11 protein-coding genes and 1 pseudogene are annotated in these 14,898 nt (G+C 61.3%); 7 read left to right on the forward strand and 5 right to left on the reverse strand.

Features of this window, described 5'->3' with window-relative positions; translation table 11 throughout:
* Positions 1-222 precede the first annotated feature (222 nt).
* Both M1B34_RS05365 and hexR read left to right on the forward strand, forming a co-directional pair.
* Positions 223-3,093: a putative bifunctional diguanylate cyclase/phosphodiesterase gene (locus M1B34_RS05365; protein WP_268264599.1), complete on the forward strand. Its 2,871-nt coding sequence runs from the start codon at positions 223-225 to the stop codon at positions 3,091-3,093.
* 150 nt (positions 3,094-3,243) lie between these two features.
* Positions 3,244-4,110 carry a transcriptional regulator HexR gene (gene hexR, locus M1B34_RS05370; protein ID WP_011064325.1) on the forward strand — a complete coding sequence of 289 codons (867 nt, stop codon included), beginning with the start codon at positions 3,244-3,246 and terminating at the stop codon, positions 4,108-4,110.
* Between the two features lie 16 nt (positions 4,111-4,126).
* On the opposite strand, the gene M1B34_RS05375 is transcribed toward hexR, so the two are convergent.
* Positions 4,127-4,588 carry a hypothetical protein gene (locus M1B34_RS05375; RefSeq protein ID WP_268264600.1) on the reverse strand — a complete coding sequence of 154 codons (462 nt, stop codon included), beginning with the start codon at positions 4,586-4,588 and terminating at the stop codon, positions 4,127-4,129.
* Between the two features lie 121 nt (positions 4,589-4,709).
* Here M1B34_RS05375 and M1B34_RS05380 point away from each other — a divergent pair, with 121 nt between their 5' ends.
* Both M1B34_RS05380 and M1B34_RS05385 read left to right on the forward strand, forming a co-directional pair.
* Entirely contained in the window at positions 4,710-6,446 is a 1,737-nt protein-coding gene (locus tag M1B34_RS05380) for a hypothetical protein (RefSeq protein WP_268264601.1), read from the forward strand.
* A gap of 122 nt (positions 6,447-6,568) precedes the next feature.
* Complete coding sequence (locus tag M1B34_RS05385) at positions 6,569-6,781, forward strand: PA3496 family putative envelope integrity protein (RefSeq protein ID WP_123327921.1); 213 nt, start codon at positions 6,569-6,571, stop codon at positions 6,779-6,781.
* Here the strand turns inward: M1B34_RS05385 and M1B34_RS05390 are convergent.
* The gene (locus M1B34_RS05390) at positions 6,723-7,685 is read right to left on the reverse strand and encodes a LysR family transcriptional regulator (protein ID WP_268264602.1); all 963 of its coding nucleotides are present in this window, start codon (positions 7,683-7,685) and stop codon (positions 6,723-6,725) included. The genes M1B34_RS05385 and M1B34_RS05390 overlap by 59 nt on opposite strands.
* A 190-nt stretch (positions 7,686-7,875) precedes the next feature.
* Between M1B34_RS05390 and M1B34_RS05395 the strand changes: the two genes are divergently transcribed.
* Positions 7,876-9,291, forward strand: coding sequence for an acetyl-CoA carboxylase biotin carboxylase subunit (locus M1B34_RS05395; protein WP_123327919.1), 1,416 nt, complete (start codon positions 7,876-7,878; stop codon positions 9,289-9,291).
* Positions 9,292-9,302: 11 nt separating this feature from the next.
* Positions 9,303-11,111 carry a sodium-extruding oxaloacetate decarboxylase subunit alpha gene (oadA, locus tag M1B34_RS05400; protein WP_268264603.1) on the forward strand — a complete coding sequence of 603 codons (1,809 nt, stop codon included), beginning with the start codon at positions 9,303-9,305 and terminating at the stop codon, positions 11,109-11,111.
* Between the two features lie 381 nt (positions 11,112-11,492).
* On the opposite strand, the pseudogene M1B34_RS05405 reads toward oadA, so the two are convergent.
* A pseudogene (locus tag M1B34_RS05405) lies at positions 11,493-12,328 on the reverse strand (amino acid ABC transporter permease).
* The gene (locus tag M1B34_RS05410; protein ID WP_123327916.1) at positions 12,325-13,146 is read right to left on the reverse strand and encodes an ABC transporter substrate-binding protein; all 822 of its coding nucleotides are present in this window, start codon (positions 13,144-13,146) and stop codon (positions 12,325-12,327) included. Before M1B34_RS05410 ends, M1B34_RS05405 begins: the two are co-directional and overlap by 4 nt.
* Before the next feature lie 110 nt (positions 13,147-13,256).
* Between M1B34_RS05410 and M1B34_RS05415 the strand changes: the two genes are divergently transcribed.
* Positions 13,257-14,156, forward strand: a complete 900-nt coding sequence (locus M1B34_RS05415) for a homocysteine S-methyltransferase family protein (RefSeq protein ID WP_123327915.1) — start codon at positions 13,257-13,259, stop codon at positions 14,154-14,156.
* 63 nt (positions 14,157-14,219) lie between these two features.
* On the opposite strand, the gene M1B34_RS05420 is transcribed toward M1B34_RS05415, so the two are convergent.
* Positions 14,220-14,888, reverse strand: coding sequence for a GNAT family N-acetyltransferase (locus M1B34_RS05420; RefSeq protein ID WP_268264604.1), 669 nt, complete (start codon positions 14,886-14,888; stop codon positions 14,220-14,222).
* Between the last annotated feature and the right edge of the window lie 10 nt (positions 14,889-14,898).

Here is a 14,898-nt window from a genome sequence, read left to right on the forward strand (position 1 = left end):
ACCCCGGGCAAACCCGGCGTGGGTTTAACCGACAAAACTGTGTTTGATGACGACCGGTCGGTCATTGCCTGCAGCCGTGGGGCGGTCTGGGCCTGGGGTTTTGCGAGGGTGGCGGTACCGGAGAGTTTTCTCGACTTTTATGACGTGGGGCAGTTTGGTCCGGCGCATTGCTTGTGTATGCTCCCGCGACGTTTCGGGCTCACCATTATAAGAACATTGCCTATGACACTTGACCCCAGCCTGTCCGGCCCCCTGGTGGAGCCGCGGGTGATTCGCCAGCATTACGCCATGGAGATGGCCGTGGAGCGCACACGCCTGTTGTACCAAGGCTCGCTGCTGCCCACCCTGTTCATGCTGCTCAATGGCCTGGTGTGCGCCTGGTTGCTGTGGAGTCCCGAGCGTTATCTGCTGATCAGCGTGTGGATGGTCTGGCTCCTGGCCCTGGTGGCGCTGCGGGTGATCCAGGTCGCCGCGTTCGACTCCGCCATCCCCAGTCGCCAGGCCCAGCCGGTGTGGCAGCGCATGTTTCTGCTCGGCTCCACGGTCAGCGGCCTGACCCTGGCTTGTGCCGGCATTGCCTTGATGCCCACCGACAACTTCCTCCAGCAAGCCTGGGTCTTCGGCCTGATCGGCGCGGCCATCCTTAGTGCCAGCGTTGCCTATGCGGTCAGCCTGCCGGCCTTCCTGTCCTTTACCTTGCCCTGCCTGCTGCCGGCCATCGGCTATCTGTTCTGGGGCGGTGATGAGCAGCAGCGCGGCTGGGGGTGGCTGGGGTTGATCCTGCTGGGGTCCCTGAGCGTGGTGGCGTGGCAGATCAACCGGCTGATCCAGCATGGCCTGCTGCGACGTTTTCAGAACCAGGCACTGATCGAGCACCTGCAAACCGCCCAGGGCCGCAGTGAACTGCTCAACCGCGAATTGGCCCGGGAAATCGAACAGCGCCGGCGCGCCGAGGATGAGCTGCGCGAAGTCCAGGCTGGCCTTGAGCACCGAGTGGCCCAGCGTAGCCTGGAGCTGGACGCGGCCAACCAAGCCCTGAGCAAGAGCGAGGCACGCCTGGCCCTGGCCCTGAAAGCCAGTGAGCTGGGGCTGTGGGACTGGAACCTGCAGACCGATGAAGTGCACCACAGCCATGTCAAAGAGCTGTTCGGGCTGGAGCCGGAATACGTCACCGCCATGCTCAGCCACCTCAAGCCGCGGCTGCATCCCGAGGATCTACCGCTGCTCAAGCGCGCCCTGGTGGAGCACCTCAAGGGCCGCAGCGAGGATTATCAAGTGGAGTACCGGGTGCGGCACGGCGCCGGGCACTGGGTGTGGATCGAGGACCGTGGGCGGGCGGTGGAGCGCAGCGCCAGCGGGCGGGTCACGCGGATGCTCGGCACGCGACGGGACATCAGCGCCAGCAAGGAGCTGGAAGCCCAGCGCGACCTGGCGGCCACGGTGTTCGAGGCGGCAAGCGAAGGCATCGTGATTTTCGACCCGGACTACGCCTTGCTCGCAGTCAATCAAGCGTTCAGCCGTGTCACCGGTTATCAGATCGAAGACATGCTCGGGCGCAATGTGCTGGAGCTGCCGTGCAGCCGCGACGCGCGCCGGCACTTCAGCATGATCCACCAGGCTTTGGAGCAACACGGCAGTTGGCAGGGCGAGTTGGTGGAGGCGCGCAAGAACGGCGAGCTGTACCCGCAATGGCTGCAACTCAATGTGGTGCGCGATAAGCGGGGCAAAGTGCGGCATATCGTCGGCTTCTACGCCGATCTTTCGGCGCGGCGCGAGTCCGAAGAACGCATGCGCTACCTGACCCACTACGACGAACTCACGGGCCTGGCCAACCGTTCGCTGTTTCGCGAGCGCCTCAGCGAAGCCCATCAACGGGTACGCCAGGGCGGGCGCAGCCTGGCTTTGCTGCATATCGACCTGGACCGCTTCAAGCTGCTCAACGACAGCCTGGGCCACGAGATGGCCGACCAGTTGCTGCAGAAGATGGCCCGGCGCCTGACCAATGCCTTGCCCGAAGCCGACACCATTGCCCGGTTGTCCGGGGATGAATTCGCCGTGCTGTTCGATGCCTACGGCAGCCTGTCGAGCCTGACCCGGGTCGCCACGCGGTTGCTGAGCAAACTGCGCTTGCCGCTCATTGTGGAAGGCCATGAATTGGTGGTCAGCGCGTCTATCGGCATCAGCATGTTGCCGGACAGTGCGCGGGAGATTTCTGCCCTGGTCAGCCAGTCGAACATGGCCATGCAGCACGCCAAGCACCTGGGCGGGAACAATTTCCAGTTCTACACCGAGAACCTGCAAGCCAGCACGTTGGAGCGCCTGCAGTTGGAAAACCAGCTGCGCAAAGCCATCGACGAGCACCAGTTGAAGGTCTTCTATCAACCCAAGCTGTGCCTGGCCACCGGCAAGCTGAACGCTGCCGAGGCCCTGGTGCGCTGGGACCACCCGACCATGGGGCGGGTCCCCCCGGGCGACTTTATCGGCCTGGCGGAAGAGACCGGCCTGATCGGGCCCATTGGCGAATTCGTACTGCGCCAGGCTTGCTGGCAGGCCTGTGAATGGCAGCGCCAGGGGCTGCCGCCGATCCGCGTGTCGGTGAACCTGTCGGTGCATCAGCTGCGCCAGGGCAAGTTGGTCAGCCTGGTGCGCCAGGTCCTCGAAGAGAGCGGGCTGGACCCGCACCTCCTTGAACTGGAGCTGACCGAAAGCCAGTTGCTCGACAGCGTCGAACACATCATTGCCACCTTCCAGCAACTGCGTAACCTGGGGGTCAAGTTGGCGATCGACGACTTTGGCACCGGCTATTCGTCCTTGAGTTACCTCAAGCGTATTCCGGTGGATTACGTGAAGATCGACCAGGCGTTTATTCGCGGCCTGGCGGAAGGCAGCGAGGACGCCGCGATCACCCGGGCGATCATCGCCATGGCCCACGGCCTGTCGTTAAAAGTGGTGGCCGAAGGGGTGGAACATCCTGGGCAACTGGCCTTCCTCAAGCGTGAGCACTGCGATGAAGTGCAGGGCTATCTGATTAGCCGCCCAGTGGAGGCCGAGGGCCTGGCGCAGTTGCTCAAGGCCGATTCCCAAGCCTCGTAGGCGCCCATGGCTACAAGGCGTCCGAGCGCTAAAACAGCGGGCGTCAAGGATGTCGAGTTGTGTATTGAGCGGGCAAAAAGCCATTTCTTGTAGTATAACTACAAGCTTGCTACATCCCTGGCGTCTGCCCATAACAATGAGTCCAGCCCTTTGAATCTGTTGCAGCACATTGCCCAGTCCCGTCACCTGTTACGCAAATCGGAGCTCAAGGTCGCAGACCATGTGCTGCTCGATCCGGCGGCGGTGATGCACAGTTCCATGGCTGACCTGGCCCATAGCGTGGGCATCAGCGAGCCGACCATCGTGCGCTTCTGTCGCGCCATCGGTTGCTCGGGTTTTCAGGATCTCAAGCTCAAATTGGCGCAGAGCCTGGCGGCGGGTGCCAGCTTTGGCCAGTTCGCGATCCATGAAGATGATTCGGTCGCTGACTACAGCCTGAAAATCTTCGACACCACCCTGCACACCCTGATGGAGGTTCGCGAGAAACTCGACCCGGTGGCGTTGCAGCAGGCGGTGACCGCCATGTCCCAGGCCCAGCGTGTTGAGTTCTACGGTTTCGGCGCGTCGGGCGCAGTGGCGGCGGATGCCCAGCACAAGTTCTTTCGCCTGCTGCTGACCGCAGCGGCCTATTCCGACCCGCACATGCAGGCAATGTCGGCCGTGACCCTCAAGCCCACCGACGTGGCGATCTGCATTTCCCAATCCGGGCGTTCCAAGGACCTGCTGATCACCGCCAACCTGGTGCGTGAAAGCGGCGCCTCGCTGATCACCCTGTGCCCGAGCCAGACGCCATTGGCCGAGTTGTCGACGGTCAACTTGGCGATCGATGTGCACGAAGACACCGAAATCTACACCCCGCTGACCTCGCGTATCGCCCACCTGGTGGTGATCGACGTGTTGGCGATGGGCGTGGCCATGGCCCGCGGCCCGAGCCTGGTCAACCACCTCAAGAGCGTCAAGCGCAGCCTTCGCAGCCTGCGCCTGTCACCCAAGTCGGTCAAAGCCCTGGACGATTGAGTCTGCAGCATCTCGGTTAGGGCAACGAGACATCGTCCTGGTCATCGAGATCGTCCGGCTTCACTTCCGCCAGGGTGCCCGCCGCGTCTTCACTGAGGCTACGCGCCTGGCGCACTGCCGCAGTGTCCGGCTTGAAATCCAGCAGCCTTTCTGCGGTCAGCAATTGTTCGTTGGCTTCCTCGAGCCGTACCAGTTCCTCGCCATAACCTTCGTAGTAAGTGTCGTCGTCCGACAGGTCGTCGATGCGCCGCTGTTTGGCGCTCAGGTTGGCATGGATCCTTTCCAGCAGATCCTGCTGCTCGACGATCTCATCGATGATTTCATCGACTTCATCTGGGTCGGCCGCAGTGTCAGGTGCCGGCTCCTGGGCTCGGCCGGCGGCGAGGGCAACCAGGGCGTCGTCTTTCCCCAGGCTGAAGATCGTGGGTTGTCCGGCAGGTTTCTTTTCGGGGGCTTTTTCGTGTTCTGGTGTGGTCATGGTGGTGCTCTCCAATGATTTGTCCAGCTAGGTGGTGCGGGGGTGATAATAGAGAGCGGGCATTTTCTGGGTGACCGGAAATTCGTGGAGGCGGTGTCCATTTTTCAAGGAGCGACAGTCGATGGTCAGGATTCCAGCGTATTTTGAGATCTTCGAAGTGCTGTGCTGGGGGGGAGGGCTTGTGACTGCCACTGCCGATGGTTTTTCCGAGCTTAGGTCCTATGAGGCTAAGCAGAAGCTGTACTTCAGGAAAATCAATGAAGTGGAGCAGGGGCTGCTGCCGGACCTACTCAGGTACTTGGTACAGGGCGACAATGTGCTGGCTGATACGCTCCAGCACTATCTGAGTCAATATGAGCATGTCATCTCAATATTGAGGTCACGTCCGGTCATCACTTACCGGGATTACGAAACAGGAATAGCCCGATTCCTGGATACCTGGGTTCTGCCGCAACTGGCCGTACTCCTGCATCGAATGCACACCAGGCTTTCTCCTCGAACGACGCTCTATCATTTCCACGCGCTGCTGGTCACCCACGGGGCCAGCGACATACTGGCTTCTTCGGTGAAGGGCTACGTAAAAGGCCTGGTTCCGGCCGGGGTAGAAACTACGGATTTTTTCTATGCGCTGGACAAGGTCAGCGATAAATCCCATAAGAAACTCTCCACGATCAATGATGAGATCGAGGGCCTGAGCGCGGAGATTTCATCCAGCAAGCTGACCGCAGCAGAGCAACAAGAACTGTTGGACACCGTTCGTTGTGCCTACACGGCAGCGACTGCACTCAGTCGTTTTTCGGCCATGTACAAGGCCGCCCGGATGGATTCTAAAGCCACCCTGGTAGAACGTTTTCGTCATCACTACGAAGCAGTCTGCGGGCGTCGGGAGCCTGATCGACTGGCTACTTCGCATATGGGGCTGTTTGATAGCTTCATTGTTTCGAGATCGCTGGATGCGAGTGAAAATCACCATCTTGAGTATTTGTTCGTCCTCTTTTCCCAGCAAGTCGACGCAAGGTCAGTGGAGCAGTTCGAGCCCTTGCACCAACTTCTCCTAGTCACCGAAGAGGAGCCCCGGGACACCGTGGCGATCGAACAGGCATTCTCGAAGCTGGAACAGCATCCGGATTACCGGCTGTTTGAGGCCTTTGCGTGGCAGGCACGTGCCGCCTTGGCACTGGAGAATGGCGAAACTGCTCAATCCTTGGGGCTTTATCGGAACGTCCTGCCGTACTCGGAAAAACAGCAACTGGGGCATGTGGGTTTTTATGCCGCGTCTTATGCCATTGCGTTGGAGGTGATGCAGGAAACGCCCTTGCCTTACGGATACCAGAACCCGCTGATCAACTACAGAATTGAGTCGGAGTTGCAGGTCTGTGAGCTGTGCGTGGAGTTCCCTACGGTTTTCACCCCATACAGCAAGCCGCCTGAGTGGCCGGCCCCGGTGCAGGCGGTGTTCTCCTCGATCAGGGAGTTCAACTGGGATATGTTGGAGCTGGCGCGAACCTCCCAGGATATTTATTGCAACCCGTTGAAAAAGCTCAACGGATTCATGGGGGCGTTCTTTAACTCGCTGGCGTCGGGAAGCGATGAGGCCAGGTTCGGCAAGCTGATCTGCAAAGCCATCAAGGGCAAGGACCGGGGGCGTTCGGTGTTGAGCATGCATAGCGCCACGCCTTATGAGGTCTTGCGCGATGAGCATCTGTATATGCAGACGTTGTTCGGCAGCCGCAAGCTTTACTTTCGGTTGAATCCCTACTTGCATGCGTATTACCAGTTGCCGGAGGTCCGGAAGAAACTGATCTTGAAAGCCTTGAGCCCGGATCGTTACCGGGACGATTCGCAGCGGATCCATTGAGCATTGTCGGGCAGACGTTCGTGGGGCGCGCCAAGCTTCATCGTTCTGTTACCCCGCTGACGTACAACTGTCATCGGGGTAGCGCATGGTGAAACTCCCGTACTCGCATTGGGAGACTCGAAATGGCCCGGCCTTACGAAGAAAGCAACAGCGTTGTAAAAACCCGCCGTCAGCAGGAAGACCAGCGTCGCATGGAGTTCCGACGCGCGATTGAACATCGTTGTGAGCTGCGCCAGTTGCAGCAGGAAATCAACGATTACCCGGAGCTTGAAGCTATCAACTACTGGCAGGCCGCGCCGGCAGCTTCCCGTCGAAACGCTCAACCAACCCGCTGATCTGCACCCGTTCGCTGCGGATAAACCCCAGGAACGCATGCGCCACCGGTGACAGGCGTTTAGCCTTGGCCTGCACCAGGCACCAGCTGCGGTACAACGGCAGCTCTTCGACGGGCAACTCGATGAGTCCCCCCGTCGCCAACTCTAGGTTCAGGGCGTGGCGCGTCAACAAGGCCACGCCCAGACCCGCTCGCACACACTCGCGCTGGGCTTCGGCCGACGACACTTCCAGGGTCTGGGTGAAGTGCACGCGTTTTTCCTTGAAGTATTCCTCGCAGGCCAGGCGCGTGCCGGAACCCTGTTCCCGCACCAGCAGGTTGTAGGGTTCCAGGTCTTGCAGGCGCAGCGGCCCCAAGTGGCACAGCGGGTGGTCCGGCGGGGCCACGGCAACGATCGGGTTGTTGAGGAACGGCAGGAATTCCAGGCCCATGTCTTGCGGGACCATGGACATGATCACCAAGTCATCGCGGTTGTCGGAAAGACGGCGAATCACCTGGCCGCGGTTGACCACCGTGAGTTGCAGGTTCACTTCCGGGTGCTGGCGCTTGAACGCGGCGAACAGGTGCGGCACGAAGTACTTGGCGCTCGACTCCACCGCCAGCTTGAGTTGGCCTTGCAGCGATCCCTGCATGTCCGAGAGCTGCATGTCGAGGTTTTCCAGGCGCCCGAAAATATCCCGGCTGGCCCGTTGCAGGGCTTCGGCGGCCTCGGTCATGTAGAGTTTTTTGCCGACGTAATCGAACAGTGGCTGGCCGACCAGCTCTTCCAACTGGCGAATCTGCAGGCTGACGGCTGGCTGAGTGAGAGACATTTCCTCGGCCGCTCGGCTGTAGGAGCGCAAATCGCACACTTCATTGAAAATCTGCAATTGACGCAATGTCATACGCATCAATGACTTACGCATTATTTTTATTCCTGCGCCCAAGGCTCAAGCCGCAACTATAAGTCTTTGCTTATGCACGACCAAATAATTATTGATTTTTGTTAATCCCTCGCGGCCGCTAGTGTGGCTGGGCGACTGGCTTGAAACATTTAGTCATGCGCCGACTCGGTCTAGCGGGTCGTCTGTGCCAACGGCTCAAGGGAACCTCCAAGTGATAAAAAAGATCCTGATTGCCAACCGTGGTGAGATTGCCGTACGAATCGTGCGTGCTTGCGCCGAGATGGGCATTCGTTCGGTCGCAATCTTCTCCGACGCCGATCGCCATGCCTTGCATGTGAAGCGCGCGGATGAGGCCCACAGCATCGGTGCCGAACCTCTGGCCGGCTACCTCAACCCGCGCAAGCTGGTGAACCTGGCTGTGGAAACTGGCTGCGACGCCTTGCACCCCGGCTACGGTTTTCTCTCGGAAAATGCCGAGCTGGCGGACATCTGCGCTGAACGCGGGATCAAGTTCATTGGCCCGTCGGCGGAAGTGATCCGGCGCATGGGCGACAAGACCGAAGCCCGTCGCAGCATGATCAAGGCCGGCGTGCCGGTCACCCCGGGCACCGAAGGCAACGTGGCAGACATTGCCGAAGCCCTGACCGAAGGCGATCGCATCGGTTATCCGGTGATGCTCAAGGCCACCTCCGGTGGCGGCGGTCGCGGCATTCGTCGTTGCAACAGCCGTGAAGAACTCGAACAAGCCTTCCCCCGGGTAATTTCCGAAGCCACCAAGGCCTTCGGTTCGGCAGAAGTGTTCCTGGAAAAATGCATCGTCAATCCCAAGCACATCGAGGCGCAGATTCTCGGTGACAGCTTTGGCAACGTGGTGCACCTGTTCGAGCGTGACTGCTCGATCCAGCGCCGCAACCAGAAGCTCATCGAGATCGCCCCCAGCCCGCAACTGACCCCGGAGCAGCGCGCCTACATCGGCGACCTGTCGGTGCGCGCGGCCAAGGCCGTGGGCTACGAGAACGCCGGCACCGTGGAGTTCCTGCTCGCCGAGGGCGAGGTGTACTTCATGGAGATGAACACCCGGGTGCAGGTGGAACACACCATCACCGAAGAAATCACCGGCATCGACATCGTTCGTGAACAGATCCGCATCGCCTCCGGCCTGCCGCTGTCGGTCAAGCAGGAAGACATCCACCACCGTGGTTTCGCGTTGCAGTTCCGCATCAACGCCGAAGACCCGAAGAACAACTTCCTGCCCAGCTTCGGCAAGATCACCCGTTATTACGCGCCCGGCGGCCCCGGCGTGCGCACCGACACGGCGATCTACACCGGCTACACCATTCCGCCGTTCTACGACTCCATGTGCCTGAAGCTGGTGGTCTGGGCCCTGACCTGGGAAGAGGCGATGGACCGTGGCCTGCGGGCCCTGGACGACATGCGTCTGCAGGGGGTGAAGACCACCGCCGCCTATTACCAGGAAATCCTGCGCAACCCGGAATTCCGTAGCGGCCAGTTCAATACCAGCTTCGTTGAAAGCCACCCTGAACTGACCAACTACTCGATCAAGCGCAAACCCGAAGAGCTGGCCCTGGCCATCGCTGCCGCCATCGCCGCCCACGCAGGCCTGTGAGGAACATTCCAATGTCTAAGAAAATCTTCGTAACCGACACCATCCTGCGCGACGCCCACCAATCGTTGCTGGCGACCCGCATGCGCACTGACGACATGCTGCCGATCTGCGACAAGCTCGACAAAGTCGGCTACTGGTCGCTGGAGTGCTGGGGCGGCGCGACCTTCGACGCCTGTGTGCGGTTTCTCAAGGAAGACCCGTGGGAGCGTCTGCGCAAGCTGCGCGCCGCGTTGCCTAACACGCGCCTGCAAATGCTCCTGCGTGGCCAGAACCTGCTGGGCTACCGTCACTACAGCGACGATGTGGTCCGGGCGTTTGTGGCCAAGGCGGCGGTCAACGGCATCGACGTGTTCCGTATCTTCGACGCCATGAACGACGTGCGTAACCTGCGGGTGGCCATCGAAGCGGTGAAAGCTGCCGGTAAGCACGCCCAGGGCACCATCGCCTACACCACCAGCCCAGTGCACACCATCGAGGCCTTCGTGGCCCAGGGCAAGCAGATGGAAGCCATGGGTTGCGACTCCATCGCGATCAAGGACATGGCCGGCCTGCTGACCCCCTACGCCACCGGCGAGCTGGTCAAGGCGCTGAAAAGCGAGCTGTCGTTGCCGGTGTTTATCCACTCCCACGACACCGCCGGCCTGGCCGCGATGTGCCAACTCAAGGCCATCGAGAACGGTGCTGACCACATCGACACCGCCATCTCCAGCTTCGCCTGGGGTACCAGCCATCCGGGCACCGAGTCCATGGTCGCGGCCCTTAAAGGCAGCGAGTTCGACACCGGCCTGGACCTGGAACTGCTGCAAGAGATCGGCCTGTACTTCTACGCCGTGCGCAAGAAGTACCACCAGTTCGAAAGCGAGTTCACCGCGGTCGACACCCGGGTGCAAGTCAACCAGGTACCGGGCGGGATGATTTCCAACCTGGCCAACCAGCTCAAGGAACAGGGCGCCCTGAACCGCATGGGCGAAGTGCTGGCCGAGATCCCGCGGGTGCGCCACGACCTCGGCTACCCGCCGCTGGTAACCCCGACCTCGCAGATCGTCGGCACCCAGGCGTTCTTCAACGTACTGGCCGGCGAGCGCTACAAGACCATCACCAACGAAGTGAAGCTCTACCTGCAAGGCGGCTACGGCAAGGCGCCGGGCGAAGTGGACGTGAAACTGCGGCGCCAGGCCATTGGCAGCGAAGAGGTGATCGACGTTCGTCCGGCCGACCTGCTGAAGCCGGAAATGACCAAGCTGCGCGGCGAAATCGGCGCCTTGGCCAAGTCCGAAGAAGACGTGCTGACCTACGCCATGTTCCCGGACATTGGGCGCAAGTTCCTCGAAGAACGCGAAGCTGGCACCCTGGCGCCTGAAGTGCTGCTGCCGATCCCGGAAGCGGGCGGTGTGAGCAAGCCGGGTGGCGAGGGCGTACCGACCGAGTTCGTCATCGACGTGCACGGCGAAACCTACCGTGTGGACATCACCGGTGTCGGGGTCAAGGCTGAAGGCAAGCGTCACTTCTACCTGTCCATCGACGGCATGCCGGAAGAAGTGGTGTTCGAACCGCTCAACGAATTCGTCGGCGGTGGCAGCAGCAAGCGCAAGCAGGCCAGCGAACCGGGCCACGTCAGCACCACCATGCCGGGCAACATCGTTGATGTGCTGGTCAAGGAAGGCGACGTGGTCAAGGCCGGCCAGGCCGTGCTGATCACCGAAGCCATGAAGATGGAAACCGAAGTCCAGGCGGTGATTGCGGGCAAGGTCACCGCCATTCACGTGGCCAAGGGCGACCGGGTCAACCCGGGTGAAGTACTGATCGAGATCGAAGGCTGATTCCAGGCCTTCATCTGCAACGTTTTACCTCGGGGGGCATGTGCCCCCCTTTTTTTTCGCCTGCATGATTACCGGCAAGCCGGTTGCAGGGGGGGCGTGATATCCGCCGAGTAGGGGCGTCGCCAGCAAGAGGTGTGTAGGAGCTGGCTTGCCAGCGATGGCGGCCTGGGATGTGGGTCCAGATTCGAGGACCCCATCGCCGGCAAGCCGGCTCCTACAGAGGGCGTGATATCCACCGGGTAGGGGCGTCGCCAGCATGAGGTGCGTAGGAGCTGGCTTGCCAGCGATAGCGGCCTGGGGTGTGAGTCCGGACTTGAGGGCCTCATCGCCGGCAAGCCGGCTCCTACGGAGGACGTGATATCCACCGGGTAGGGGCGTCGGTCACTCGCGCTTGGCGTAGGCCTTGCCGTAATGGCGTTCCATGCGGGCCTGGATCAGTTCCAGACCGATCGACAACAGCCAGTAGATGATCGCTGCGGTGGTCAGCATCTCGATGTAGCGGTAGCTGGAGCGACCGTAGGATTGGGCCAGGAACATCACTTCCCAAACCCCCATCACCGAAATCAGCGACGAGTCCTTGAGCATGGAGATGAACTGGTTGGTGGTCGGTGGGATGATGGTGCGCATGGCTTGGGGCAGGGTCACTTGCCAGAAAATCACGCTGTCGCGCATGCCCAGGGCCAGGGCGGCTTCACGTTGCCCGTGGGCCACGCCGAGGATGCCGGCGCGGAAGATCTCGCTCAGGTAGGCGCCGTAGTTCAACGACAGGGCAATGATCCCTGCGGTGACGGCACCCGGCACCACGCCCAATTGCGGCAGGCCGAGGTAGATCAGGAGGATCTGGATCAGCAGCGGCGTGCCGCGGAAGAACGACGCGTAGAAGCTCGCCACGCCGAAGGCCACGGCGCTTTTCGACAGGCGTCCCAAGGCTGTGATAAAGCCCAGGGCGCATGAGGCAACGATCGAGCACAGGCAGAGGAACAGCGTTAGCGCCGCCCCCTGGAGGAAGCCGTTGGGCGCCAGGTGCAAGCCGATCAGGTTGGGCAGCTTGTCGAGAATGATCGAGAACTTCAGGTCGAAGCTCAGGAAAAAACTGGCAAACAGGCCGAACATCACCGCCCAGGTCAGGAACAGCCGGGTGCGGAAACCCAGCAAGCGTTTGATAAACGACTCAGCACCGGTTGCGGTGGCTGAGGGGGTTGCGAGAGAGAGGTCATTTGCTGATGTCGGCGCCGATCCATTTGTCCGACAGTTTGCTCAGGGTGCCGTCTTGTTTCAACTGGGCAAAGACTTCACGCACTTTGCTGTTCCACTGGGCGTCGCCTTTCTCGATGGCCACCGAGTTGGGTTCGGCGTACAGCGGTTCGCCCGCGAGCTTGAAGCGTTTGTCCTGATTCAGGCGCGGTTGTGCGGTCACCAGGTTGGTCAGGATGGCGTCCAGGCGCACGCCGGCGCCCAGGCCCAGGTCTTGGAAAGCCACGTTGTCGGTGTCGTACGGGGCGATCTGCACGTTCTCGAACGGGTATTGCAGTTGAGTGTCTTCGGCGCCTTCGATCACCAGGTTCTTGTTCAGATAGCTCTCGTAGCTGGAGGCGCTGGTCAGGCCGACCTTCTTGTTGCTCAGGTCCTTGGCGCTGTGGATGCGATCGTCCTTGGCGTTGACCACGATCACCGCAGGCGAGGCGTAGTACTCAACCGGGAAGTCGAAGACTTCGGCGCGGGCTTTGCTCGGGGTCATGGAGCAGATGCAGATGTCATAACGACCGCTCCAGCGACCGGCGGCAATCACGTCCCAGGACGGTGTTTCCAGGCGCAGCTTGACCCCGAGTTTTTCCGCCACGGCCTTGGCCACGTCGACGTCGAAGCCGTCCAGTTGGTTCTGGTCATTGAGGAAAGAGAAGGGTGGGTAGCTTTCCATCAGCACGCCGACCAGTTCTTTTTTCTGCTCGATGCGGTCCAGGGTGGCACCGGCAAAGGCTTGGCCGGAGGCGGCGATCAATGTCAGGCCCAGGGCCAGTAGCGGTTTGAGATTCATGGGGATCCTGACTGAAAAAAGGTTGTGATTAACCGAATGGAGCGTATTTAATAGTTATAAGACCGACTCCGGTAGTGAGTTATTTTTATAAGCATATGAGTAAAAAGCATATGGGCGCAGGCAGCACAGTAATCCTGGATGGCGGCATGGGCCGTGAACTGCAGCGTCGCGGCGCGCCGTTCCGGCAACCCGAGTGGTCTGCCCTGGCGTTGAGCGAGGCACCGCAGGCGGTTGAGGCGGTGCACGCGGCCTATATCGAAAGCGGCGCCAACGTCATCACCAGCAACAGCTACGCGGTGGTGCCTTTCCACATTGGTGAAGAACGCTTTGCCGCCGAAGGCCAGGCCCTGGCGGCCTTGGCTGGCGAGTTGGCCCGTCGCGCCGTGGACGCTTCCGGCAAACCGGTGCGGGTGGCGGGCTCGTTGCCGCCGCTGTTCGGTTCCTACCGTCCCGACCTGTTCCAGGCCGAGCGGGTCAGCGAACTGCTGACACCACTGGTCAAGGGCCTGGCGCCCCATGTCGACCTGTGGCTGGCGGAAACCCAGAGCTCCATCGTCGAGGCGCGGGCGATTCGTGCCGGTCTGCCCCAGGACGGCAAGCCGTTCTGGCTGTCCTTCACCCTCAAGGATGAAGACACCGACGAAGTGCCGCGTCTGCGTTCCGGCGAGCCGGTGGCCGAAGCGGCTGCCGTGGCGGCCGAGTTGGGTGTGGAAACCCTGCTGTTCAACTGCAGCCAGCCAGAAGTGATCGGCGCCGCCGTGGACGCGGCCCGTGAGACCTTCGAACGCCTGGGCGTGCAGATCAACATTGGCGTGTACGCCAACGCCTTCCCGCCGCAACCCGAGGATGCTACCGCCAACGACGGCCTGTGCCCGTTGCGCGAAGACCTGGACCCACCTGGCTACCTGCAATGGGCGGCGGACTGGAACCAGCGCGGCGCCAGCCACATTGGTGGCTGCTGCGGCATTGGCCCGGAGCATATTGCGGTGTTGGCGCAGAAGCTCGGCTAAGCCCTTCGCTGGCCAAGGCAACGCCGCCTTGCGTTGCCTTGGTCGGTCATACCGCTGTTCGGTCTAGCCCCGGCATTGCGCCAGGGTTTGGATCTGCCCCGAACCGCTCTGGTTCTCATCGCTCAGCCACTGTTCGAAACCCTTGGCAATCGCCGGCCATTCCGAGTCCAGGATCGAGTACCAGGCCGTGTCACGGTTCTGGCCCTTGACCACCATGTGTTGGCGAAACACCCCTTCAAAACTGAACCCCAGGCGTTCCGCGGCATAGCGCGAGCGGGCGTTGTCGTTGTTGCACTTCCACTCCAGGCGCCGGTAACCCATGGCGAAGGATTCCTTGGCCAGCAGATAGACCGCCTCGGTGCTTTTCGGCGAGCGCTGCATGGGCGCGCCGAAGGTCACATGGCCAATCTCGATACGCCCTTGGGCGGCGACGATGGACATCAGGCTGAGCATGCCCTGGACCTCACCGCTGGTCTGGTCGACCACGCAGAAAAAGTACGGGTCGCTGTTGGCCGCGTGGTTGGCCAGCCAGGCATCGAACGGGGCGCGCTCGAACGGGCCATAGGGCAGGTAGTCCCACAACTTGGGGTCGGCGCCGGGGCCTTCGAGGGCTTGCCACAGGCCGTCGCCGTGGCGCGCCGGGTCCAGTTTTTCCAGGCGGATAAAGCGCCCTTGCAGCAGGGTGGCCGAAGGCAGCGGGGCACCTTTCCAATCGGCGAGTGACGTCGACATATTGCTCTCC

It is taken from the genome of Pseudomonas morbosilactucae, assembly GCF_023241715.1.
In the GTDB taxonomy this organism is placed as follows: Bacteria; Pseudomonadota; Gammaproteobacteria; order Pseudomonadales; family Pseudomonadaceae; genus Aquipseudomonas; species Aquipseudomonas morbosilactucae.